The organism is Corynebacterium lipophiloflavum DSM 44291, assembly GCF_000159635.1.
In the GTDB taxonomy this organism is placed as follows: domain Bacteria; phylum Actinomycetota; class Actinomycetes; order Mycobacteriales; family Mycobacteriaceae; genus Corynebacterium; species Corynebacterium lipophiloflavum.
In genome coordinates, this window is record NZ_GG667191.1 from 457,800 (window position 1) to 479,875 (window position 22,076).

At 65.6% G+C, this 22,076-nt stretch carries 23 protein-coding genes; 20 read left to right on the plus strand and 3 right to left on the minus strand.

The annotated features are described in order from the left end of the window. Window positions 1–347, minus strand: a 347-nt coding sequence (locus HMPREF0298_RS02335; RefSeq protein WP_006839484.1) for an EsaB/YukD family protein, incomplete at its 3' end; no start/stop codon positions are given. A 131-nt stretch (window positions 348–478) separates the two neighbouring features. On the opposite strand from HMPREF0298_RS02335, the gene HMPREF0298_RS02340 reads away from it, so the two are divergent. From HMPREF0298_RS02340 to HMPREF0298_RS02355, 4 genes are all read left to right on the plus strand, one after another. Beyond that, on the plus strand, window positions 479–4,105 hold the full coding sequence (locus tag HMPREF0298_RS02340; protein WP_006839485.1) for a type VII secretion protein EccC: 3,627 nt from the start codon (window positions 479–481) through the stop codon (window positions 4,103–4,105). Then, window positions 4,102–5,049 (plus strand): type VII secretion-associated protein, encoded by a 948-nt coding sequence (locus HMPREF0298_RS11525; RefSeq protein WP_006839486.1) that lies wholly within the window; start codon window positions 4,102–4,104, stop codon window positions 5,047–5,049. The genes HMPREF0298_RS02340 and HMPREF0298_RS11525 overlap by 4 nt, the downstream gene beginning before the upstream one ends. A 105-nt stretch (window positions 5,050–5,154) precedes the next feature. Further along, on the plus strand, window positions 5,155–5,472 hold the full coding sequence (locus HMPREF0298_RS02350) for a WXG100 family type VII secretion target (protein ID WP_006839487.1): 318 nt from the start codon (window positions 5,155–5,157) through the stop codon (window positions 5,470–5,472). Window positions 5,473–5,493: 21 nt separating this feature from the next. Next, the gene (locus HMPREF0298_RS02355) at window positions 5,494–5,778 is read left to right on the plus strand and encodes a WXG100 family type VII secretion target (protein WP_006839488.1); all 285 of its coding nucleotides are present in this window, start codon (window positions 5,494–5,496) and stop codon (window positions 5,776–5,778) included. Between the two features lie 96 nt (window positions 5,779–5,874). Here HMPREF0298_RS02355 and HMPREF0298_RS02360 read toward each other — a convergent pair whose 3' ends face one another. Then, window positions 5,875–7,335 carry an HNH endonuclease signature motif containing protein gene (locus HMPREF0298_RS02360; protein ID WP_006839489.1) on the minus strand — a complete coding sequence of 487 codons (1,461 nt, stop codon included), beginning with the start codon at window positions 7,333–7,335 and terminating at the stop codon, window positions 5,875–5,877. A 297-nt stretch (window positions 7,336–7,632) separates the two neighbouring features. Between HMPREF0298_RS02360 and rplM the strand changes: the two genes are divergently transcribed. The 6 genes from rplM (at window position 7,633) to HMPREF0298_RS02390 (ending at window position 12,053) form a co-directional block, all read left to right on the plus strand. Continuing rightward, complete coding sequence (gene rplM, locus HMPREF0298_RS02365; RefSeq protein WP_006839490.1) at window positions 7,633–8,076, plus strand: 50S ribosomal protein L13; 444 nt, start codon at window positions 7,633–7,635, stop codon at window positions 8,074–8,076. Next, window positions 8,076–8,624, plus strand: coding sequence for a 30S ribosomal protein S9 (gene rpsI / locus HMPREF0298_RS02370; protein WP_006839491.1), 549 nt, complete (start codon window positions 8,076–8,078; stop codon window positions 8,622–8,624). The genes rplM and rpsI overlap by 1 nt, the downstream gene beginning before the upstream one ends. Window positions 8,625–8,745: 121 nt before the next feature. After that, the gene (gene glmM, locus HMPREF0298_RS02375) at window positions 8,746–10,089 is read left to right on the plus strand and encodes a phosphoglucosamine mutase (protein WP_006839492.1); all 1,344 of its coding nucleotides are present in this window, start codon (window positions 8,746–8,748) and stop codon (window positions 10,087–10,089) included. Window positions 10,090–10,234: 145 nt separating this feature from the next. Beyond that, window positions 10,235–10,534: a hypothetical protein gene (locus HMPREF0298_RS02380; RefSeq protein WP_006839493.1), complete on the plus strand. Its 300-nt coding sequence runs from the start codon at window positions 10,235–10,237 to the stop codon at window positions 10,532–10,534. After that, window positions 10,531–11,814, plus strand: a complete 1,284-nt coding sequence (locus tag HMPREF0298_RS02385; RefSeq protein WP_006839494.1) for a hypothetical protein — start codon at window positions 10,531–10,533, stop codon at window positions 11,812–11,814. The genes HMPREF0298_RS02380 and HMPREF0298_RS02385 overlap by 4 nt, the downstream gene beginning before the upstream one ends. After that, on the plus strand, window positions 11,814–12,053 hold the full coding sequence (locus tag HMPREF0298_RS02390; protein WP_040422383.1) for a hypothetical protein: 240 nt from the start codon (window positions 11,814–11,816) through the stop codon (window positions 12,051–12,053). The genes HMPREF0298_RS02385 and HMPREF0298_RS02390 overlap by 1 nt, the downstream gene beginning before the upstream one ends. A gap of 26 nt (window positions 12,054–12,079) precedes the next feature. Here HMPREF0298_RS02390 and HMPREF0298_RS02395 read toward each other — a convergent pair whose 3' ends face one another. Further along, window positions 12,080–12,934: a poly(ethylene terephthalate) hydrolase family protein gene (locus tag HMPREF0298_RS02395; RefSeq protein WP_006839496.1), complete on the minus strand. Its 855-nt coding sequence runs from the start codon at window positions 12,932–12,934 to the stop codon at window positions 12,080–12,082. Between the two features lie 129 nt (window positions 12,935–13,063). Here HMPREF0298_RS02395 and glmS point away from each other — a divergent pair, with 129 nt between their 5' ends. From glmS to groL, 10 genes are all read left to right on the plus strand, one after another. Further along, entirely contained in the window at window positions 13,064–14,926 is a 1,863-nt protein-coding gene (gene glmS / locus HMPREF0298_RS02400) for a glutamine--fructose-6-phosphate transaminase (isomerizing) (RefSeq protein WP_083789486.1), read from the plus strand. A 15-nt stretch (window positions 14,927–14,941) separates the two neighbouring features. Further along, window positions 14,942–15,601 carry a hypothetical protein gene (locus HMPREF0298_RS02405; RefSeq protein WP_006839498.1) on the plus strand — a complete coding sequence of 220 codons (660 nt, stop codon included), beginning with the start codon at window positions 14,942–14,944 and terminating at the stop codon, window positions 15,599–15,601. Between the two features lie 33 nt (window positions 15,602–15,634). Continuing rightward, window positions 15,635–16,714, plus strand: coding sequence for an alanine racemase (alr, locus tag HMPREF0298_RS02410; protein WP_040422387.1), 1,080 nt, complete (start codon window positions 15,635–15,637; stop codon window positions 16,712–16,714). Next, window positions 16,711–17,208 carry a tRNA (adenosine(37)-N6)-threonylcarbamoyltransferase complex ATPase subunit type 1 TsaE gene (gene tsaE, locus HMPREF0298_RS02415; RefSeq protein ID WP_006839500.1) on the plus strand — a complete coding sequence of 166 codons (498 nt, stop codon included), beginning with the start codon at window positions 16,711–16,713 and terminating at the stop codon, window positions 17,206–17,208. The genes alr and tsaE overlap by 4 nt, the downstream gene beginning before the upstream one ends. A gap of 18 nt (window positions 17,209–17,226) precedes the next feature. Further along, complete coding sequence (locus HMPREF0298_RS02420; protein WP_006839501.1) at window positions 17,227–17,724, plus strand: hypothetical protein; 498 nt, start codon at window positions 17,227–17,229, stop codon at window positions 17,722–17,724. Between the two features lie 2 nt (window positions 17,725–17,726). Then, window positions 17,727–18,407: a tRNA (adenosine(37)-N6)-threonylcarbamoyltransferase complex dimerization subunit type 1 TsaB gene (tsaB, locus tag HMPREF0298_RS02425; RefSeq protein WP_006839502.1), complete on the plus strand. Its 681-nt coding sequence runs from the start codon at window positions 17,727–17,729 to the stop codon at window positions 18,405–18,407. Then, complete coding sequence (gene rimI, locus HMPREF0298_RS02430; RefSeq protein ID WP_006839503.1) at window positions 18,404–18,889, plus strand: ribosomal protein S18-alanine N-acetyltransferase; 486 nt, start codon at window positions 18,404–18,406, stop codon at window positions 18,887–18,889. The genes tsaB and rimI overlap by 4 nt, the downstream gene beginning before the upstream one ends. Beyond that, on the plus strand, window positions 18,886–19,941 hold the full coding sequence (tsaD, locus tag HMPREF0298_RS02435; RefSeq protein ID WP_006839504.1) for a tRNA (adenosine(37)-N6)-threonylcarbamoyltransferase complex transferase subunit TsaD: 1,056 nt from the start codon (window positions 18,886–18,888) through the stop codon (window positions 19,939–19,941). Before rimI ends, tsaD begins: the two co-directional genes overlap by 4 nt. Window positions 19,942–20,075: 134 nt before the next feature. Continuing rightward, window positions 20,076–20,375: a co-chaperone GroES gene (gene groES / locus HMPREF0298_RS02440; RefSeq protein WP_006839505.1), complete on the plus strand. Its 300-nt coding sequence runs from the start codon at window positions 20,076–20,078 to the stop codon at window positions 20,373–20,375. 21 nt (window positions 20,376–20,396) lie between these two features. Then, complete coding sequence (gene groL / locus HMPREF0298_RS02445) at window positions 20,397–22,007, plus strand: chaperonin GroEL (protein ID WP_006839506.1); 1,611 nt, start codon at window positions 20,397–20,399, stop codon at window positions 22,005–22,007. Window positions 22,008–22,076 lie beyond the last annotated feature (69 nt).

Here is a 22,076-nt window from a genome sequence, read left to right on the forward strand (position 1 = left end):
TCGAGACCCCGCGGCGCGCGGTCTTCGGCGGCAGCGGCCGCAAGGGCCTCGGCGGCGTCGCGCACGACGGGCGGGAGGACCGGTTCGCGAGGGCGCAACACGATGACGTGGCCGTCGCTCAGCCGCTGCTGGTAGAGCGGGCGATTCGGATCGAGCAGGGCACCGGCCACGGTGGTCACCTCCCACGGGCGCGATACCGGGGGCAAGTCCACCAACCGCGCCAGCTCAGGCAGGATCTCGGCGAACGTGGACGACGTCGGCAGCGTCAGGTCGATGTCGCGGTGAAACGATGCGACATCGATGCGGACGGTGACCCTAACGATGTGGTGCGCAGACGTGGCAACCATAACTAACCCCCGAAAAAACTCCCGCGCGAACCCCCGTTGCCGCGCATCAGCGCCAATTATTGCTTAAGATGGTCACCGCGTCCACAGCTACGGGGAGCTGGGGACTATGTACTACGGGGGGTAAATTCGCTGTGCTCGGTTTAGATCACACTGCCGTTGTGGTGCCGCAACACGCGGCAGCGGCGGAACCGGCGCCACCGCTGCCGCAGGGCAGCCTCGTCGCCGAGCCCGTGCCCGAGGCGCGGCGTGATTCGCCGCAGCCGATCATGAAAATACTGATGCCGGTGGTCATGGTTGTGGCGATCGGTGCGATGGTGGCCACGTTTGCGCTGTCCGGCCGCGACGTCAGCCCCATGATGATGATTTTTCCGCTGATGATGGTGCTGAGCACGCTAATGATCGTCAACCCTCCGGATCAGCCGGGAGATATCGACGAAACCCGTCGCGTGTACCTGCGCCACCTCGATGCACTGGCGGCGCAGGCACGTCGTAACGCGAGGTTGCAGCGCGAACACGTCACCCACTTTCACCCCGAGCCCGCGCATCTCATCCACGCCACGCCTACGTCGCGGGTGTGGGAGCGATCCGGCGACTCGCCGCGTGCCCTGGAGGTGCGCTTCGGCGAGGGTGTGACCTCGTTGTGCACCCCGATTGACGTGGGCGACCCGGGTTCTCCGGAGGATTTGGATCCCGTGTGCGCGGTGAGCCTGCGTCGCACGGTGACGGCGGTGAGCACGGTACCGGGAATGCCGATCGTCGTCCAGATCGCCGCCTTCCCGGCGATCACTCTGGCAGGTCCGCGCGCTGCGGAGGTGGCGCGTGCGGTGATCAGCCAGCTGTGCTTCTTCCACGGGCCGGAGATGGTGGGGGTGGTCAACTTGCACGGGGATCCGGACTTCGCGTGGATCAAGTGGTTGCCGCACACGAGAGACCCCGACGCAGCCGCGCTGTGCGTCGCCGTCGCCGACAGCTCGCAAGCCAGCTCCGCCCTGCTTGCGCCCGGGATCGACTGCGTCATCGTGGTCGACGCGGATCCCGACTACATCGGCGATGAGGACTCCCTGCACCTGTCCTGCGCCGAGGAAATCGTCGCGCACACACTTGAGGGGGCCGAGACGCTGGGCCGGCCCGACGTGTTCAGCGTCGCCCAGGCGCAGCTGCTTGCCCGCCACCTGGCCTTTTACCGCCGGCCGGAGGACACCGGTGCCAGCGGGGCCGCCTCGGATCTGCTGTCGATGCTGGGCATTGCCGATATCGACGATCTCAACCCGCACTCGATGTGGCGCGGCAGGGAGGGCACCCGGCTAAACCTGGTTGTGCCGTTCGGTTCAACGCCCGACGGGGTGCCCGTGCACCTCGATCTGAAGGAATCCGCCCACGGCGGCATGGGGCCGCACGGGTTGTGCATCGGCGCCACGGGCTCCGGCAAGTCGGAATTTCTAAAATGCCTGGTCACCGCCCTGGTAGCTACCCACTCGCCCGATGAACTCAACTTCGTGCTGGTCGATTTCAAGGGAGGCGCCACCTTCCTCGGGTGCGAGGCTTTGCCGCACACGGCGGCTGTGATCACGAACCTCGACAACGAGGCGGTGCTCGTCGAGCGCATGTACGACGCGATCTCCGGCGAACTCAACCGGCGCCAGGAGCTGCTGCGCAGCGCGGGAAACTTCGCCAACGTCAGCGACTACTCCGCGGCGAGGCGCGGCGGGCGCCCGGAACTCGAGGCGCTGCCGGCTCTGGTCATCATCGTCGACGAGTTCTCCGAGCTGCTGGGCCAGCACCCGCACTTCGCGGACTTGTTTGTCGCCGTCGGCAGGCTGGGCCGCTCGCTGGGTGTGCACCTCCTTCTCGCGTCGCAACGCTTGGAGGAGGGCAAGCTGCGCGGTCTCGATTCCCACCTGTCGTACCGCATCGGTCTGCGCACGTTTTCAGCCGGTGAATCACGCCAGGTGCTCGGGGTGCCCGACGCCTACGAGTTGCCGAACGAACCCGGCAACGGCTACCTCAAGGCGGGCGTGCCGGAGCTGACTCGGTTCCGTGCCGCGTACGTTTCCGGGCCGTTGACCCGCCGCGTGGAGCCCGCCGGGGTTCAGGCGCGCCCGGGCGTGGGGTTGTTTCGCGGCTGGGAGGTGCCGGAGCTCGGCGCATCCGAGGGTTCGACCGCGGTGAGTGTGGACGAGTCGACGACGCTTCTCGACGCCGTCGTGGCCAAAGCGCGCCAGACCGCCGAGCTGCGCGGGTTGCGTGCCCATCAGGTGTGGCTGCCGCCGCTGCCCGAAACGGTCGAGCTGTCTGCGGTGTGCGAGTCGCCGCAGCCGTTCAGCGTGTCCATTGGGCTTGTCGACGACCCCTACCACCAGCGCCAGGAGCACGCGAGCGTGGACTTCACCGCTGCTGGGGGTCACGTGGCGGTGGCGGGTGGACCCCAGTCGGGCAAGTCCATGGCGCTGCGCACAATCGTCGCGGCGCTGGCGGTGACGCATTCCACCGGGCAGTTGTGCTTCTACGCCATCGACGCCGGAGCCGGGCGCATGGAGGATCTCGAGGTGCTGCCCCACGTGGCGGGCACCGCGACGCGCGCGCAGGCGGAGCGGGCGCGTCGCATTGTCGACGAGGTGTGCGCCATCATCGACGACCCCGCACGTGCGGGGGGCCGGCAGGTGTTTTTGGTGGTCGACGGCTGGCACGCGATTGTCGCCGCCGATTCCGCTTTGGAGGATCTGCGTGATCCGCTCTCCCGCATCGCGTCGGAGGGGCCCGCCGCGGGCGTCCACCTGATTGTGTCCACGCAGCGGTGGAACGCGATCCGCGCAGGCGTTCGCGACCTCATCGGAACCCGCTTTGAGCTGCACCTCGCCGAGGCGACGGACTCACTGATCAGCAGGAAAGAGCAGATCAAGGTGCCTCCCGTGCCCGGCCGCGGCCTCACGCCGGACGGCAGGCACATGCTCGTCGCTGCGACGCACGCCCAAGACCTGGCGCATATCGCGGCCCAAACCGCCGGCCAACCGCGCGTGCCCCAGCTCAAAGTCCTGCCCGCGGTGGTGCACGCGCGCCCGCTTCTCGACGCCCCCACCAACCAGCGCCTCCCCTTCGGCGTCGGGGGCAGCCAGCTTGAGCCGGTCTTCCTCGACGGCGCGCACCTGCTGGCGATCGGCTCGCGGGCAAGTGGCAAGTCGACGCTGATCGCCACGTTATTGGCGGGGATCTGCTCGCTGTCGAGGGAGCGCGCCCGCATCGTGCTCGTTGATCCGCGACGCACGCACCTTAATTTGAGCGGCTCGGACATGGTCGCCGCCTACGCCGCCGCATCGTCGGCAAGCGAGACGGTAAACGCTGCGGTGGAAACGCTTAGTGCCAGACTGCCAGGCCCGGAGGTGACCTCCGAGCAGCTCGCGGCGCGCTCGTGGTGGGAAGGCCCGGATATTTACCTGGTCATCGATGACCTCGACATCGTCGGCGACGAACCGTTTCACCCTCTGCTGTCGTTGTTGCCCCACGCGCACGATATCGGGTTGCACGTCATCGCCGCGCGCAAGTTCGGGGGAAGCGCGCGGGCGCTCTACAGCGGCCTGCTCGCCGCGCTCAAAGACCTCACCCCCGATGTCCTCATCTTCGACGGCACCAAGGACGAAGGTGCCCTGTTCGGGGTCAAACCCGCAGCAAAACCGCCCGGGCGGGCGACGTTGGTGCGCGCCGGGCAAAACGCGGGCGACGTTCAGGTAGCCACTCTCACACCGGAAGGCAAAAGGCCATGACAACCACCGTTCCCGACATCATCGTCACCGTAGATTCCGAGACGACTACCTTTGCCGGGCTGGCCAACGTGCGCCGCCACGACCACCCCACTCCTGCAGAGATCGCCGGGTACATCCGAAGCGTCCTCGGGCCCGCGCCGGGCAACGCGCACGTACGCGTCGTGGCGGAGGCCAAGGATTTCAGCCTGATTTCCCGGGCGCTCGACGGCTACGATGTGGAGCTCTCCCACGAACCCGCTCCGGCGAGATCAGGAAGCAGGCACGCGTTGCGGGATGCAGAGCCGGAGGATTTCTTCGACGAGGGCCCAATCGAGATCTCCCGGCCCGAGGCGGAAGCGTCAGGCATCTTCCCGCTCGACGGGTGGCAGATCGTCGTGATCGGCATCGCCGCCGTGCTGTGCATCGGTGCGATCTGGGCGACGGTTTTGGCGCTCGGCTCCGGCGGTGATGAGTTCACCCCGCCCCCGCCGCAGCCCGAACCGGCGCCTGCTTCCGAGACAGTGGGGGAGGCGTCGACAAGCGAGCAAGCGCCACCTCCGACGACGGTGATTTCGCGGCAGGGCCTTGCGGTAGAGGTGCCCGCGGGGTTCAGTGTCGAGGCCGACGGCGACATGTGGCGCGCGACTGGCCGCGACCCCGATTTCCGATTGCAGCTGGCCGTCGACCCGCTCTACCAACTCCCGCCCGAGCGGTTACTAGAGCAGATCAAGGCAGAAATCGATGCAGACCCAGCGGTCGAGCTGCTCAACGATGACGGCACCGCGCTGACCTACCGTGAAGACAATGCGGACGGGTCGCACGCGCTGTGGAAAACCTGGGCCGAAGCGGACCACCAGCTCTCAGTCGGGTGCCACACCCGCGCGGAGCCGACAACGGTGCACAGCGCAACGTGCCGGATGGCCATGGAGTCGGCAACGTTTCGGGCGGAGGATGCGGCCGGATAGAAAAACTTTTGGGCTGGATGGAACCTCCGGCGCTTGCGGGCAGTCAAATAGGGGTGAGGCCACATTCAGGCCCATACACGGACGCACATACAAGGGGGAGACATTATGGCTCAGCTCCAAACTGAAGCCGACGTCATGCGCTCGGCCGCAAACAACGTCGACGACACCAACAACGCAGTCAACAGGGAGATCGAGCGCATCCAGGGCGTTGTCGAAGGCACCCGCTCTTACTGGCAGGGCGAGGCCCAGACCAGCTTCGACGGCGTCATGCTCAGGTACGACGACGCACAGCGCCGCCTCGGCCAGGCGCTCGCCGCGATTGCTGAGAACCTGCGCGACAACGCGAAGAACTACGAAAACATCGAAGCCTCCAACACCGACGACCTGCGCGCCATCAGCACCAGCGCCGGCCTTGCGCTCTAGAGATAAAGGGGTAGAACAAACATGACAATCAAGTACGAGTTCGGCCAGCTCGCCGGGGCGGCCGAGGACCTGCGTGGCTCAGTCGCGCACATCAACCGGATGCTCGACGAGCTCAAGAGCGGCCTGCAGCCGATGGTCTCCACCTGGACGGGTGACGCGGCCGAGGCCTACAAGGTTCACCAAAGCGAGTGGGATTCGGCGGCGAGTGACCTCAACGCCATCCTCAACAGCGTCGCTGAGGCTGTTGACGGGGGCAACAGTCGCATGCAGCAGGTCAATAACGCCGCCGCGCAAAGCTGGGGTTAACGCGCGAAAAGTACATCGGGGCATTTTCATCGGGGGATGCGCAGCGCGTTCCCACGGCATTGGGTGGTTTCCCAGGGTGCTGTGGGAGCGCGCTGCTTAGTAGATCGCATCGCCGTAGCGCAGGTACGGATCGTTGGCGATGAGGAGTGCAACGTCTACGTCGATATCTTCGTCTTCTGGCAACAGTGGTTCGAAGGGGAAGGTCATGCCGAACTCACTTTCAAGGTCGACCAGAGCCTGCATGCAGGCATGGACGTTGTGCGTGAGGTCGAAGTCGTCGAGGATTTTGTGGCCTCGGGCGAAAAACGTTTTCACCCGGTCGCGCTCGCGCAGCCTCGAATCCAGGTCGATGTTCCATCTGGGGTTATGCGGGCTGAGATGTTCGCCAATAAACCCTTCGGGTTGCGACAGCTGGTAGGTCCCGTCTGGGAACAGCCACACGATGTCACCGGTGAGGGGATCCGGGACGTAAAACGCCCGACGGTCCGTCTTCACGTTGTGGTGCCGATGGCACAGTGAGAACAGGTTCGACGGGGTTGTTGCTCCATCCTCCTGGTAGGGGATCCGGTGATCCATCTGGCAATCGTGCGCATCGCGGTCGCAGCCGGGCCAAATGCACACGCCGTCGCGAGCGATTGCGTAGGCGCGCATGCTTGTCGACGGGACGTAGCCGGCGATCTCGTGCTCGGCTACGTCATCGAGGTCGATGATGCGCGGCGGGTTGGCGTCAGTGAGGTTGTCGAACTCCGCGGTTCCTGCGGCGTCCGTCCAGCCGCTTCCGGGGAAGTACACCGAAGCCCCATCGACGACGTCTCCCTCCGGTGTCAGCGGCGCGTACCCGAAAATGGTTACCTTGGGTTGCGTCGTAATCCGGCCGGTGAGAATCAGTTTCGCGGCCTCATCTTCGGAGACCTTGTGCTCCCGGGCGACCTGCCGGCGAAACTCCCTGATCACGGCGTGCGTCGTGTTATCGCACTCAACCGTGAGGCCGGATCGCTTGCCGGCGGAATACTCGAAGAGAGTGAAATCCCCAGCCGCCTTAGCTCGGTCTTTGCGCTTCTTCGGATCGTAATCGACCCTTTCGTCGAACTTGGCGATGAAACGCTTCAGGCGGTGCGTTAACGCCTTCGGCGACAGCAACGGCTGGTTGGCCTTGCGCGGTGTAAACGCGTCGGTGAGGTAGGCGTCGATGAGCTGCAGTACTTCCTGCGAGAGCTCGGGGCCCAGTTCAGCGATGACGTTGTCGATGGCGGCCAGCCTTTTGATGTCCAACACGCGGGTGGTGCTTTGCGTTGAACGGAGCCGGGGCAGGTCGGAGAGGCGTCGATAAGCAAAAATGGCTTTTTCGATCGCCGACCTGCTTTCCCCGACGGCCTCTTGGAGCGTCGTCACTTCCAGCTCGAAATCATCAACACAGTGCGCAGGGTCCGCCCACTCGCTGAACAGCTCGAAGTCGGCATCGCGCTTGCGCTGGCCGAGTGCGGCTACGGCATCCCCCGGGCGCTGCGTCCTGAAGAAGTACTCGGCCTGGTCTGGGTGCTGAGTAGTGTTTTCCATGTCCCCCTCCTTACCGCCTCCAATATTAATCGAATAAACAAGCGAGCGCAAGGGTAAAAGACAGGATTTGTAAAAACAAATACGTCTCTATGTTCTATAACCAAATTCAATGGCCTTTCCCGCGCTTTTTGGTGATCTCCACTGTGTGTCGTAGTCTTATTCACCTGTGTGTTCTCGCGCTCCGCCAAGGGCGCGACACCGCCCGTCGGGTCTCCACCGGCCGCCGTCGGGACGTTGCTGGGCACATTGCAATCTTTCTGGCCGGCAGCCATCTAGACAGACTTTAAGGAGTCGTACATGTCTACTTACCACCCGAAGAGCGGTGACATTACCCGTAAGTGGTACGTCATCGACGCAACCGACGTGGTACTGGGCAAGCTCGCTTCCACCGCCGCAGATATCCTGCGCGGCAAGCACAAGCCCCAGTTCACACCCAACGTCGACACCGGTGACCACGTCATCGTGATCAACGCCGACAAGGTCCACATCTCCTCCAACAAGCGCGAACGCGAAATGCGCTACCGCCACTCCGGTTACCCGGGCGGTTTGAAGTCCATGACCCTTGGTCGTGCCCTGGATGAGCGCCCGGATCGTGTTGTTGAGGAGGCAGTGCGCGGCATGATGCCGCACAACCGCCTTTCCCGCCAGTCCATCAAGAAGCTTCACGTCTTCGTCGGCTCCGAGCATCCCTACCAGGCTCAAAAGCCGGAAACCTTCGAGTTTAAGCAGGTGGCCCAGTAATGACCGAGCCGAACAACTACACCGAAGAGAACTTCGACGCAGAGGTCGACGTCAACCTGGCGACCGCCGCGACCGAGGAGTTCAACTACACCATCGGTGACGCAGTCGCTCCCGAGGTCGAGGAAGATTCCGAGGAGACCGTCGAGCCGGTGTCCCTGCACGAGGGCCCGATCCAGACCGTTGGTCGCCGTAAGCGCGCCATCGCCCGCGTCACCGTGACCGAGGGCGACGGCACCATCACTGTCAACGGCCGCGAGTTTGAGAACTACTTCCCGAACAAGCTGCACCAGCAGGACATCCTGCAGCCGCTGACGCTGCTCGATCGCGAGGGCCAGTTCAACATCAAGGCCAACATCTCCGGTGGCGGCCCCACCGGACAGGCCGGTGCACTGCGCCTGGCCATCGCGCGTGCTCTCAACGTCTACAACCCGGCTGAGCGCCCGACCCTGAAGAAGGCCGGCCTGCTCACCCGTGACGCACGTGCCGTGGAGCGCAAGAAGGCAGGCCTGCACAAGGCCCGCCGCGCACCGCAGTACTCGAAGCGTTAATCACTCACGCTTTCAGTCGCACCGCCCCCGCGTTCGCCATTGCGAACCCGGGGGCGGTTTCGCGTTGGCCACGGAGGGGTCTTGTCCAAATGTGCGCGATTGCTCGGGCATAATGGCACGAATGACACGCTTGTTTGGAACGGACGGTGTCCGTGGATTGGCCAACGAAGTTTTGACAGCTTCCCTGGCGCTGAAGCTGGGCGCAGCCGCCGCTATGGTGCTGACGGAAAACCGTGGGAGCGGCAAGCGCCGCCCAACCGCCATCATCGGGCGCGACCCGCGCGTCTCCGGGGAAATGCTGGCGGCCGCGATGTCAGCCGGCATGGCGTCGAAAGGGGTCAACGTGTTGCGCGTCGGGGTGATTCCCACCCCCGGCCTGGCCTTTCTTACCGACGACTACGGGGCCGACATCGGGGTGATGATTTCCGCGTCGCACAACCCCATGCCGGACAACGGCATCAAGTTCTTCTCCGCCGGCGGGCGCAAGCTTCCCGACGAGGTCGAGGACAAAATCGAGGCAGCGATGGCGCATCTCGACGACACCGGCCCGACCGGCACCGGCGTTGGCCGGGTCATCGAAGAAGCTCCCGATGCCCGGGAGCGTTACCTCGCACACCTCAAGCGTGCGGTGACGACCGACTTAAGCGGCATCAAAGTCGTGGTCGACTGCGCTAACGGCGCCGCCTACGAGATTGCTCCGAAGGCGTACGCAGCCGCGGGCGCAGAGGTGATCCCGATTTTCAACACCCCAGACGCGTTCAATATCAATGACGGCTCCGGCTCGACGCATATGGAGCAGGTGCAGCAGGCCGTGTTGCGCCACGGCGCCGACATCGGGTTGGCTCACGACGGTGACGCAGACCGCTGCCTCGCCGTCGACGCCAAAGGCAACATCGTCGACGGCGATCAGATCATGGCGATCCTCGCGACCGCGATGCGCGACAAGAACATCCTGCAGGAAAACACGCTGGTGGCGACGGTGATGAGCAACCTCGGCCTCAAGCTCGCGATGCAGCGAGAGGGAATCTCGATGAAGCAGACCAAGGTGGGGGACCGCTACGTACTCGAGGAGCTGGGGCGCGGTGGTTACTCGCTGGGCGGCGAGCAGTCCGGCCACATCGTCGTGCCCGCCTTTGCGACGACTGGCGACGGCACCCTGTCTGGCCTGCTGCTGATGGCGCGCATGGCGGAAACCGGCAAGAGCCTTGAGGAACTTGCGGGCGTGATGAAGGTCCTGCCACAGGTGCTCATCAACGTCCCGGTGTCCGACAAGTCCTGCATCATCGACGCCGAAGACGTCAAGGCCGCGGTTGCGCAAGTCGAGGCTGAACTCGGTGACAACGGCCGCGTGTTGCTGCGGCCCTCGGGCACCGAGGAGGTATTCCGCGTCATGGTGGAGGCCTCTGAGCAGGAGCAAGCGCGCAAGATCGCGGGCCGCCTCGCGGCGGTCGTATCTTCGGTGTAGCTTTCACCCTGTAACCGGAACAACTTCTCACAGTGCCGAAAGTTTTTCCGGGATGCAGGGAACCGCATCGGGCTCGGGGGAGTCTAATCAGGGTGCAACTGATGCGGTTGTGGGCCGGAGACGGTCGACATTGAAGGGGGATGTCATGGAGCAGGCTTTGAACGTGGATCCGGAAGCCGTTCGCCAACGGCTCGATTCCGCGATTGCCCAGTACGAGGAACTCGCGGCGCAGCTGCGCGACAACGCGCCTACCTTTCCGGCGCACGCGGTCGGCGCAGGTTTCGAAGCGCACGGGCGTGCGCTGGCAGAGGCGATGACGCGGATGCAGGAGCGCAACGTTGAGTTTCTCACCAACCGGGTTGAGGGGTGGCGACAGCTGCGCAGCCTCATGGATTCCGTGGAACAAACCGATGCCGCCAATGCGTCGGAGGTGGGGCTGCGATGACAACGACGGTGACGCAGAACCTCTCATCGTTAGCGGCGGAGGCGGCGACGATCCCAGGGTCGGACCCCGCGGTGGTGGCCAGGATCGACTCTGTTGCCAAAGCGATCGCCCGCGAATACCTCAAGACCGAGGGTATGAACCTCGATGTAGTAGCGGCGAGCGCGAACAAGCTGGGTACATCAGCCACTGCGCCCTGGCGCGGCCGTGGCATCGGCGGTTTCGCGGCCAATTTCATCAAAGACGTGCTCAGCAAGATCGGCGCCGAGCACACCTCCAACTGGTTCGACTCGATCGGTGTGTCCACCGATGAGAAGGGGCGCGAAGACGCCGAAGGGGTCCAGGGGGATAACGCCGAGCAGCTGTGCCACGACGTGACCCACTGCTGCGACGCCATCCGCGAGATCGACACCACCGCCGACGAAGCCATTGGGGGAGTGGCCGACGTCATCTCCGCCCTGCTCAGCATCGCCAGGATCCACCCGATCGGCCGGGTGGCTGGGCTTATTCTGCCACTCGTCCTCAATGGCTTCGAGCAAATTAAAGGCATCGTAGAAGACCGAAACGGCCAGGTTGAAACCTGCCTCGGAGCCGTCACGCAGGCGTGCAACGACATGCTCGAGCACCAGCCCCAACCTCACAAGCAGTGGGATTGCCCGCCGGTGAGCACCGCCCCGTCACCCACTGCACCCGCCGTGCCCGCCGCGCCCACCGCACCCGCCTCGCTTGACGACGGCTGCGAGCCCCAGGCACAACACCAAGCCTCAACCCAAGCCTCAACCCTCGCCCCGACCTCGATTTCTTTTAACTTCGATCTCGGTGCGTCATCTGAGCTGCAGACTCACTCCGTTGCATTGCAACCGCCCACCTGCGACGTCGCGGCGCAGTTCTCTTCGCCGCAACCTGACGCGTCACCGTTGACCGGGATTCTCGCGCAGATTGGGATCAGCATCACCCTGGAGTGCCTCAACCACCTGGCGGAAAGTATTGAGGCAGCCGCCGAGTGCCCGGGGGAGACCTGCTGCACCCACGGCGAGACGGAGGAAGTCGCCGAAGTTGCTCCCGCGGAACCCGTTGCCGCAGCGCCGCCGGAACTGGCGGAGGTCGAAGAGCCACCGGCGCCGGCTGCAAAGCTTCAGGCGGCAGGTCTCCAGGCGCCCCCGCCTGCTCCACCGTCCGTGCAGGTTGAAACACCGCCCGCGCAGGTTGAAACACCGCCCGCGCAGGTTGAAACACCGCCCGCGGACCCTACACCCAAGATGAGGAAGTCAGGTGAATGGTGATGGATTTCGTCGAATTCGTGGAGCAGTACAAACTCCGAACCGCGAAACGAATGGTTGATTTCGAGGCGGCGATCGCCGAGGCCCACCGCCAAATGGAGCAAGCTGGCCGACAGCAGGCGATAGCGCGGGAAATGAAGCTGCGCCCGGCACCGGTCACCCCGCGGGGCGTCTACCGCCCTGTGCGCCGAAACGGCCGCGTGCAGGGAGTGCTGCGCCGCGACGACAAGGACGAGACGTAGAGTCGCCCGCCCTCAGGCTCGGAAACTTAGAAGAAAGAGAAGCTGGAGTCGTCGCGAGTCAGGCCGGCGCGCTCCGCGAGATCGTCTCCGTGCAACGAGGTGACCTTCGCGCCGGTGGCGTCGGCCTCGCTGAAGTCGGAGTACTTGCTCTGGCCGTCGAGCTGGTGAAGGAAGTAACCCACGAGCAGCCCGCGCACCGTCGCCTGGACCTTCCCGTTGGGGCGAGCCAGCCCCAGGATGCGCTTGACCATGCCGTCTTCGCTAAAGCTTGCCTGGCTCCCCTTGGCCGGGATTCGGTACACCACATCTCCAGCCCAGTTGTACGCCAGTTTCGCGGGGTTGCCCGGGTCGAAGAGGGAGTCGGAGTCATCGTCGGCCCCGATGACCATGCCCGGCAGGAAGATGTTCCGCGCCGCCTGGATCGACGAGGGCGCGGTGTTGGCCGGGTAAATCGCGGCGACGGCTTTGACCTTGTCGTTGTCCACCGCGGACAGCACTGCGGCGCCGCCGCCCATGCCGTGTCCCGCAACGCCAATCTTGCCTGGGGCCACGGTGATGTTTCCGTTGCCGAGGCGCACGCCCGCAAGGATCTGCATCGCAGCGTCCAAGTCTGCGGAGAATCCGGCGTGGTCAGGTTTGAAGCCCGACTCGGTGGCGGGGGCCGCGACGACAATTCCCCAGCTGGCCAGGTGGCGCAGGGTGGCGTGGTAATCGTCGATGCTCTTCATCCAGTCGTGGCCGAAAGCAATTGCGGGCAGGCCGTCGCCTTCGGCCGGGGCATACACCTTTCCCGGCAGGCCGGTGTAGCCGAGGTCGCCCTCAAGGACCCGGTGCGGGCCACGCTTCGTAAGATCGGACAGCTTCTTTAATTTCGCAGACACAACAGCCAGAATACGTCATATTGTCCGTGGCAGGGGTGGATGATGCGCATTTGGATTGGGGTGGGGTCGGTGCGGGCGTCGAGAAGCAAGATGCGGGTGGGGGTAAGAGGTTGTATTAGGGTGGGGCGCATGTGTGGAATTGTTGGATACGTCGGCACGAAAGAATCGCTGCCCATCGCCGTTGAGGCCCTGCGCCGCATGGAATACCGCGGATACGATTCCGCGGGTGTCGCCGTCGTCGGCGACCACGGCATTGCCAGCGCAAAGCGCGCCGGCAAGCTCGCCAACTTGGAGGACAAGATCGCCGAGGTCGGCGAGAACACCCTCGCCGGAAACACGGTCATCGGACACACGCGGTGGGCAACCCACGGCCGGCCGACGGACGAGAACGCGCACCCGCACATCTCCTTCGACGGCAAGGTCGCGATCGTGCACAACGGGATCATCGAGAACTTCGCCACCCTGCGCGCCGAGCTGGAGCGCGACGGTATCGAGCTGACCTCCGACACCGACTCCGAAACCGCCGCCCACCTTTTAGCCAAGGCGTACAACGAGGGGGAGACCGCGGGTGACTTCCGCGCCTCGGCGCTGCACGTTCTCAGCCGGCTCGAGGGCGCGTTCACCCTGCTGTTCGTCCACGCCGACCACCCGGACCAGATCATTGCCGCGCGTCGCTCCACGCCGCTGATGGTCGGTGTCGGCGAGGGCGAAATGTTCCTCGGATCCGACGTCGCCGCCTTCATCGAACACACGAAGCAAGCCGTCGAACTGGGCCATGACTCGGTGGTGATCATCACCAAGGACGACTACGAGATCCTCAACTTCGACGGTACTGCTGCCGAGGGCACGCCGTTTACCATCGACTGGGACCTCGAGGCTGCAGAAAAGGGCGGATACGACTCCTTCATGATGAAGGAAATCTACGAGCAGCCCGCAGCGGTGCGCGACACCCTCGCCGGCCACTGGTCGAACGGCCGTGTCACGCTGGATGAGAACAACCTCACCCCCACGGAGCTGAAATCCTTCGATCAGGTCTTTGTCGTGGCCTGCGGTTCCGCCTACCACTCGGGCCTGGCGGCCAAGTACGCGATCGAGCACTGGGTACGCATCCCGGTCCAGATTGAGGTGGCCAGCGAGTTCCGCTACCGCGACCCGGTGCTCGACGAGCGCACCCTGGTGCTCGCGATTTCGCAGTCCGGCGAGACCGCCGACACGCTCGAGGCCGTGCGGCACGCGAAGACGCAGGGCGCGAAGGTGCTCGCGGTGTGCAACACCAACGGTTCGCAGATCCCGCGCGAGTCCGACGCGGTGCTCTACACCCACGCCGGTCCGGAAATCGGCGTCGCGTCGACGAAGGCCTTCCTCGCGCAGGTGGCCGCCAACTACATCGTCGGCCTTGCACTGGCGCAGGCGAAGGGGACGAAGTACCCGGACGAGATTGCCGAGATCTGGAAGGAGCTCGAGGCCATCCCGGACAAGATCGCGACCGCGCTGTCGGTGCGCAACGATGTCAAGCGGATCTCCGAAACCGTGGGCGCCGTCAAGACCATGCTCTTCCTCGGCCGCGGTGTCGGATTCCCGATCGCTCTCGAGGGCGCTCTCAAGCTCAAGGAGCTGGCCTACATCCACGCCGAGGGTTTCCCGGCGGGCGAGCTCAAGCACGGGCCAATCGCGCTGATCGAAGACGACCTGCCTGTCGTGGTCATCGTGCCCAGCCCGCGCGGTGTGAGCCAGCTGCACTCGAAGATCGTCTCCAACATCCAGGAGATCCGCGCGCGCGGGGCGAAGACGATCGTGATCGCGGAGGAGGGCGACACCGCCGTCGAGCCGTACGCCAACTGGCTGCTCCGCATCCCGCAGACACCGACGATCATGCAGCCGCTGCTCGCAACCGTGCCCCTGCAGTTCCTCGCGGCGGACATCGCGCGCGAAAACGGCAACGAGGACATCGACAAGCCGCGCAACCTGGCTAAGTCGGTCACGGTCGAGTAGGCGCGAACCCCAGGCATGCTCGGAGCCCTCTCCCTTGCTTTCGTCGACTCGATCAACCTGCTGCTCATCGGGGTTATCGTCGCCGTGGGAATCGTCGTGCCGCCCGTGCGTCACGCGTACGCGAAAATCACCTCTCTGCTGATCTTGGGCGACTGGCTGGGCGTGGCCAGCCTCGCGCTGCTCATGCTCGTGATTTTCGACGGCCTCGGGCCGGTGGTGAAAGGATTCGTTGAAGGCCCAGTCTTCGGCGTGGTCCTCGTCGCGACGGGCGTCGTCACCGGTCTTTTGGCACTGCGCGGCGGGGAGCACTCCGGGATGAACGAGAAAGTCATGGTGCCGCTGCGCACGCCCGGCCCGCAAACTGTGGTGACGGGCCTTGTCCTGGGATTGATTCAGTCGGCGACGTCCGTGCCGTTCTACGGCGGGCTGGCGCTGCTGTCGACTGCCGGCATTGAGCCCGCGGTGCGCTACCTCTCGCTCGTGCTGTACGCCACGGTGGCGCTGAGCCTGCCCACGGCCTGCGCGGCTGTGGTGGCGTGGGTGCGCCGCCGCCCCGAAAGCGCCGCCGGCCGCGCCTTCGCCTGGGCCAGGGCCAATCCGCGCGTGGTAACGCTTGCGGCGACGTGGGCTGTCTCCGCGCTGCTGGTGGTGCTCGGCGGGCTCCACCTCGTCTAAAGGCGGCGGCCCGCGTGGGGCACAATGGTGTCCATGGATCTGCTCACCGCGCGCATTGATTTGGACGCGATCGCGCACAACACGCGTATCCTGTCGCAGCTTGCGGGCAGTGCGTGCCTGATGTGCGTGGTCAAGGCCAACGCCTACAACCACGGTGTCTCCCAGGTGGTGCCTGTGATGGACGCAGCGGGCGCTGACGCATTCGGCACCGCCACCCTGGCGGAGGCCGCCGAGGTGCGCGAGCTGACCGCCAAGCCGGTGGTTTCGTGGCTGTGGGTGCCGGGCCAGGACATCCCCGCGGGCATCGAGCTCGGCGTGCCCTCTATTGAGCATCTTCGCTGGCTTGTCGACGCCCACATAAACGCACCCCTGCACATCAAGGTGGACACGGGGATGCACCGCTCGGGACTCGTCGAGGCGGATTGGGACAAGGCGTTTTCCCTCGCGGTGCGCGCCGGGCTGAACGTGCGTGGGTTGATGAGCCACCTCGCCGTGGCCGATGAGCCGGCACACCCGTACAACGACGAGCAAGCCCAGGCGTTTCGGCGCGCGATTGAGCGTGCCCGGGCCCATGGCCTCGATGTCGGGTGCAACCACCTCGCAAACACGCCGTCGCTGCTGAGCCGACCCGACCTGGTCTTCGACCAGGTCCGTGCCGGAATCGGCCTCTACGGGCTCGAACCGATCGCCGGGGCCGAACACGGCCTGCGCCCCGCGATGACGTGGGCGGCGCGGATCCTCGCGGTCAAGCCGCTGGTTGCGGGCGATGCGTTGAGCTACGGGCTGACGTGGAGTGCCCCTGCCGACGGGTTCGTCGCGGTGGTGCCGGCCGGTTACGCTGACGGGGTGGGGCGCTCCTGGCAGGGGCACCTCGAGGTGGCAGTCAGGGCGAGGCGCTACCCGCAGGTGGGGCGCGTGTGCATGGACCAATTACTCATCTGGCTCGGCGATAACCCCGAGGGTGTCGCGGTGGGCGACGAGGCGATCATTTTCGGCGCCGGCGGGATGAGCGCGACCGAGCTCGCCGAGCGCGTCGGCACCATCAACTACGAGATCGTGTGCTCCCCGAAGGGACGCACGGTGCGCAGCTTTCACGGAGGGAGTTACACATGAGGGGCGAATTTCCGGCGCATGGCTCGCGCCGCTGCGACACCGCGGCGGACACCAAACGGCTCGGCCGCGAGCTGGGCGCGGCTCTCGAGGCGGGCGACGTGGTCATCCTCGATGGCCCACTCGGTGCGGGTAAGACGACGCTGACGCAAGGCATCGCGGACGGCATGGCGGTTTCAGGCCGCGTGACCAGCCCGACATTCGTCATCGCCCGCGAGCACAAGGCGCGTACCGGCAGGCCCTCGCTGGTACACGTCGACGCCTACCGGCTCATCGGCGAAGGCTCGTCCGGCGACCCGCTCGGCGAACTCGATGCCCTGGACCTGGAGACGGACCTCGACACGGCGGTTATCGTGGCGGAGTGGGGCGGGGGATTGGTCGAGCAGATCGCCTCGGCGTACCTGTTGGTCACCATTGACCGCGAGACGCTCGTTGCCGGCGATCCCGACTCCGAGGGCCGGCTCATCTTCTGGGAAATAAGGGTCCCGGAGCAGTAGCGATGTAGGATTTAAGCCATGCTTAAGCTGAATAACGCCAACCGTCGCTGGATCGGGCTCGCCGTCGTCCTATGGTTGATCGTCCTCGCCGCCATCATTTTCATCCCCATGAGCAGGGGCGGGGTGCAGGTGAGCCACACTAACTCGCTCTCCCAGAGCCTGCAGGCCACCGAGGCGGCCAACGGCGACTCGGTCGTGGCAGAGCTGGTCAATCCCGCGCTGGTGTACGACGATTCCTTCGCCGGCTACACCACGTTGTGCCCGACGGATCCGGCTGAGCTGACCCTGGCGAAGCTGCAGGCGTTCGACCTCGACGCGGCGGAAGTGGACCTGAGCGGCAAGTACGGCTACATGGTGCTGCTACCGGCGCAGCGCGGCGGCGAGGTCACCCTGGACAAGGTCAACCTGGACACCGTGGACATGTGCACCGTCGCGCAGTCCGAGTCCTTCCCGCTGAATACCCCGATCCCGTTCTACCTCAACGAGGGCACGTGGACGATGGGCATTAACTCTTAGCCGTGATCGTTCTGGCACTGGACACCGCGACGAGCGACCTCGTGGTCGGCCTGGTCGACGCGGCCGATCAGCCCCGGGCGATCGCAGAGTCGGTGACGGCGACCCGGGCCCACAACGAGCGGCTCGTCCCCGAGGCGACGCGCCTCATGGACCGAGCCGGGCTGGGTTTCGGTGACCTCGAGGCGATCGTTGTCGGCTGCGGGCCCGGCCCCTTCACGGGGCTGCGCGTGGGCATGGCCACCGCCGCCGCGTTCGGCCAGGCGCTGGGGATCCCCGTGCACGGCGTGGTGACCCACGATGCGGTCGCAGCGCTTATCGACGCCCCCGCAAACGGCCCCGTTGTCGTGGCCACGGACGCGCGGCGCAAGGAAATCTACTGGGCGAGATACATTGCTGGCGCGCGCGTCGCAGGGCCGAGCGTGACTGCCCCGGAAGGCGTCGACACGCGCGGCGCGGCCGTGATCAGCGTCCCGGAGCACCTCCGCGGCTCGCTCGACGTCGCAGACGGCACCAGCTTGACCTACGTGGCGCCGAGCCCGGTTGGGTTGGTGCGGGCCGCAGACCTGAACTCCGAGCCCACGCCCCTGGTCCCGCTCTACCTGCGCCGGCCGGATGCGGTGCCGCCGAAACCCGCCGCCCGCTCGGCCGCGATACCGGAGATCGACCACGGGGAGCTGACGTGAGGCTGCGGGAGTTAACCATCTCGGACGCGACCCGGGTCACGGAGATTGAGCAAGCGTTGTTCAAGGGGGACAACCCGTGGTCGCGCGACGTGTTTGTGGCGCAATTCGCCCAGCCGTACACGTTCTACGTCGGCGCCTTCGTTGATGAAGACGGTGCCGAGACTCTTGTCGGGTACGCGGGCCTGGCCATGCTCGGCCCGCGCGACGACCCCGAGTTCGAGGTCCACACCATTGCCGTGGACCGCGCCTACCAGGGCCGCGGCATCGGGCGCCTGCTCATGGACCAGCTTGTTCATACCGCTGACCTGATGGGCGGGCCGATGTTTTTGGAGGTGCGCACGGACAACGGCCCCGCGATCGCGCTGTACGAAAGCTACGGCTTCGCGGTGTTGGCGACGCGCAAGGCGTACTACCAGCCGTCGGGCGCGGACGCGTTTTCCATGATGAGGCACCCGCGAGGCGAAAAGGATCCAGGGACATGATCGTTTTGGGCATTGAGACATCCTGCGACGAAACCGCGGTGGGCGTTGTGGTGTTGGGCGAGGACGGGTCGATGGAGATCCTCGCCGACCGGGTGGCGTCGTCGATGCACGAGCACGCCCGGTTCGGTGGGGTGGTGCCGGAGATCGCATCGCGCGCCCACCTCGAGGCGCTGCCGCAGGTGATGGAGGCGGCGCTTGGCGACGCCGGGATCATCAAACCCGATGCCGTCGCCGCCACGGTTGGTCCGGGACTGGCCGGGGCGCTGCTCGTCGGGGCGTCGGCAGCTAAGGCGTACGCGGCGGCGTGGGGCGTGGACTTCTACGGCGTCAATCACCTCGGCGGGCACGTCGCGGTGGCCAACCTCGACGGCGCCGGCGACTTGCCGCACTCGGTGGCGTTGCTCGTCTCCGGCGGGCACACGCAGCTGCTCGAGGTCGAGGCGGTGGGAAGGCCGATGCGGGAGCTGGGCAGCACGCTTGACGACGCCGCCGGCGAGGCGTACGACAAGGTCGCACGCCTTCTGGGGCTGGGGTACCCGGGTGGGCCGGTCGTCGATAAGCTCGCGGCGAAGGGCACGCCCTCGATCCCGTTCCCGAGGGGCCTGAGCAAGGCCGAGGACCTGCGAGGCGAGCACCGCTACGACTTTTCCTTTTCAGGGCTGAAGACGTCCGTGGCGCGATACGTGGAGGCGGCCGAGCGCGAGGGCAGAGTGATCTCGGTGGAGGATGTGTGCGCGTCGTTCCAGGAGGCGGTGTGCGATGTCTTGACCGCAAAAGCGATGATGGCCTGCGAGGACACTGGCGCGCGGGTGCTGCTGCTCGGCGGCGGTGTGGCGGCGAACCGACGCCTTCGCGAGCTCGCGGCTCAGCGCTGTAAGCCCGCCGGGGTGGAGTTGCGCGTGCCGCGGCTGTCACTGTGCACCGACAACGGTGTGATGATCGCGGCGCTGGCGGCGCAGCTCATTCACGAGGGGGAGGGTGCTTCGAGTCTGGCGGTGGCGACGGACACCACTCTCGACGTGGCCGTGCCGCTCGTGCATGTTGTCAGTTAGCACTCTCGGGGGTAGAGTGCCAGTAGGTTGCATTGAGCACAGTTGTTCACCCGCGACGACGGCTGCAGCTGGATGAAAACCGACTGAAGTAATTCACTCACGCTCAAAACATCACGAAAGGTCACTGATCGATCATGGCAAACGTCAACATCAAGCCGCTCGAGGACAAGGTCCTGGTTCAGATCGCTGAGGCGGAGACCACCACCGCTTCCGGCCTGGTCATCCCCGATTCTGCCGCTGAAAAGCCGCAGGAAGCCGTCGTCATCGCAGTGGGACCGGGCCGTCTCGACGACTCCGGCAACCGCGTTCCCGTCGACGTCAAGGAGGGTGATACCGTCGTGTTCTCCAAGTACGGCGGCACCGAGCTGAAGTACAACGGCGAGGAGTACCTGCTGCTGTCCGCCCGCGACCTGCTTGCCGTCGTAGAGAAGTAGGAACGGGGTCTAAAGCCACCAATGGCAAAACTTATCGCATTTGATCAAGAGGCCCGCGAGGGGATCCAGCGCGGCGTCGACATCCTCGCCGACGCGGTCAAGGTCACCCTCGGCCCGCGCGGCCGCAACGTGGTGCTGTCCAAGGCCTTCGGCGGCCCGGCAGTGACCAACGACGGCGTGACCATCGCCCGCGAGATCGACCTCGAGGACCCGTTCGAGAACCTCGGTGCGCAGCTGGTCAAGTCCGTCGCCGTGAAGACGAACGACATCGCCGGCGACGGCACCACTACCGCCACCCTGCTCGCCCAGGCGCTCGTCGCCGAGGGCCTGCGCAACGTCGCCGCGGGTGCAAACCCCATCGAGCTGAACAAGGGCATCAAGGCTGCCGCCGAGAAGGCCGTCGAGGAGCTCAAGGCCCGCGCCACCGCAGTGTCCGCCTCGGCGGAGATCGCTAACGTGGCCACCGTGTCCTCGCGCGACCCGGAGGTCGGCGAGATGGTTGCCGGCGCAATGGACAAGGTGGGCAAGGATGGCGTTGTCACCGTCGAGGAGTCCCAGACGATGGAGTCCTACGTCGACCTGACCGAGGGCATTTCCTTTGACAAGGGTTTCCTCTCGCCGTACTTCATGACCGACCCCGATGCCGGCCAGGCAGTGCTTGACGACGCCCGCGTGCTGCTCGTCCGCGGCAAGATCTCCTCTTTGCCCGACTTCCTGCCGCTGCTCGAGCAGATCGCCACGGACTCCGTGTCCCTGCTCATCATCGCCGAGGACGTCGAGGGCGAGCCGCTGCAGACGCTGGTGGTCAACACCATCCGCAAGTCGCTCAAGGTCGTCGCCGTGAAGTCCCCGTACTTCGGTGAGCGCCGCGCGGCCTTCATGGACGACCTCGCGGTGGTCACCGACGCCACCGTGATCGACCCGGAGGTCGGCGTGAACCTCAAGGACGCCACCTTGGACCTGCTCGGCTCCGCCCGCCGCGTCACGGTGACCAAGGACGACACCATCATCGTTGACGGTGCCGGCTCCGCCGAGGCGGTTGAGGAGCGTCGCGCCAAGATCCGCCGCGACATCGAGCTGACCGACTCGACCTGGGACAAGGAAAAGATGGAGGAGCGCCTCGCGAAGCTGTCCGGGGGTGTCGCCGTCATCCGCGTCGGCGCGGCCACCGAGACCGAGGTCAACGAGCGCAAACTGCGTGTCGAGGACGCGATCAACGCGGCCCGCGCAGCCGTGCAGGAGGGTATCATCGCCGGTGGCGGTTCCGCTCTCGTGCAGATCTCCCGCGAGCTCGAGGCGTATGCCGACAACTTTGAGGGCGAGCAGCGCACCGGTGTGCTCGCCGTGTCGCGCGCGCTGACCAAGCCTGCCTACTGGATTGCGGAAAACGCGGGCCTAGACGGCGCTGTCGTCGTGTCCAAGGTCGCGGAACGCTCCAACGGTGAAGGCTTCAACGCCGCCACGCTCGAGTACGGAAACCTCATCGAGCAGGGGATCATCGACCCGGTCAAGGTGACCCACTCCGCTGTGGTCAACGCCGCGTCCGTGGCGCGCATGATCCTGACCACCGAGGCTTCCGTGGTGACCAAGCCGGCTGAGTCCGACGATGACCACGGTCATCACCACCACTAGCTGGAACACGTCGAAAAGGGCCCCGCGAGGGGCCCTTTTTTCGTGTCCTGAGTTCGGTCTATTTCGGGG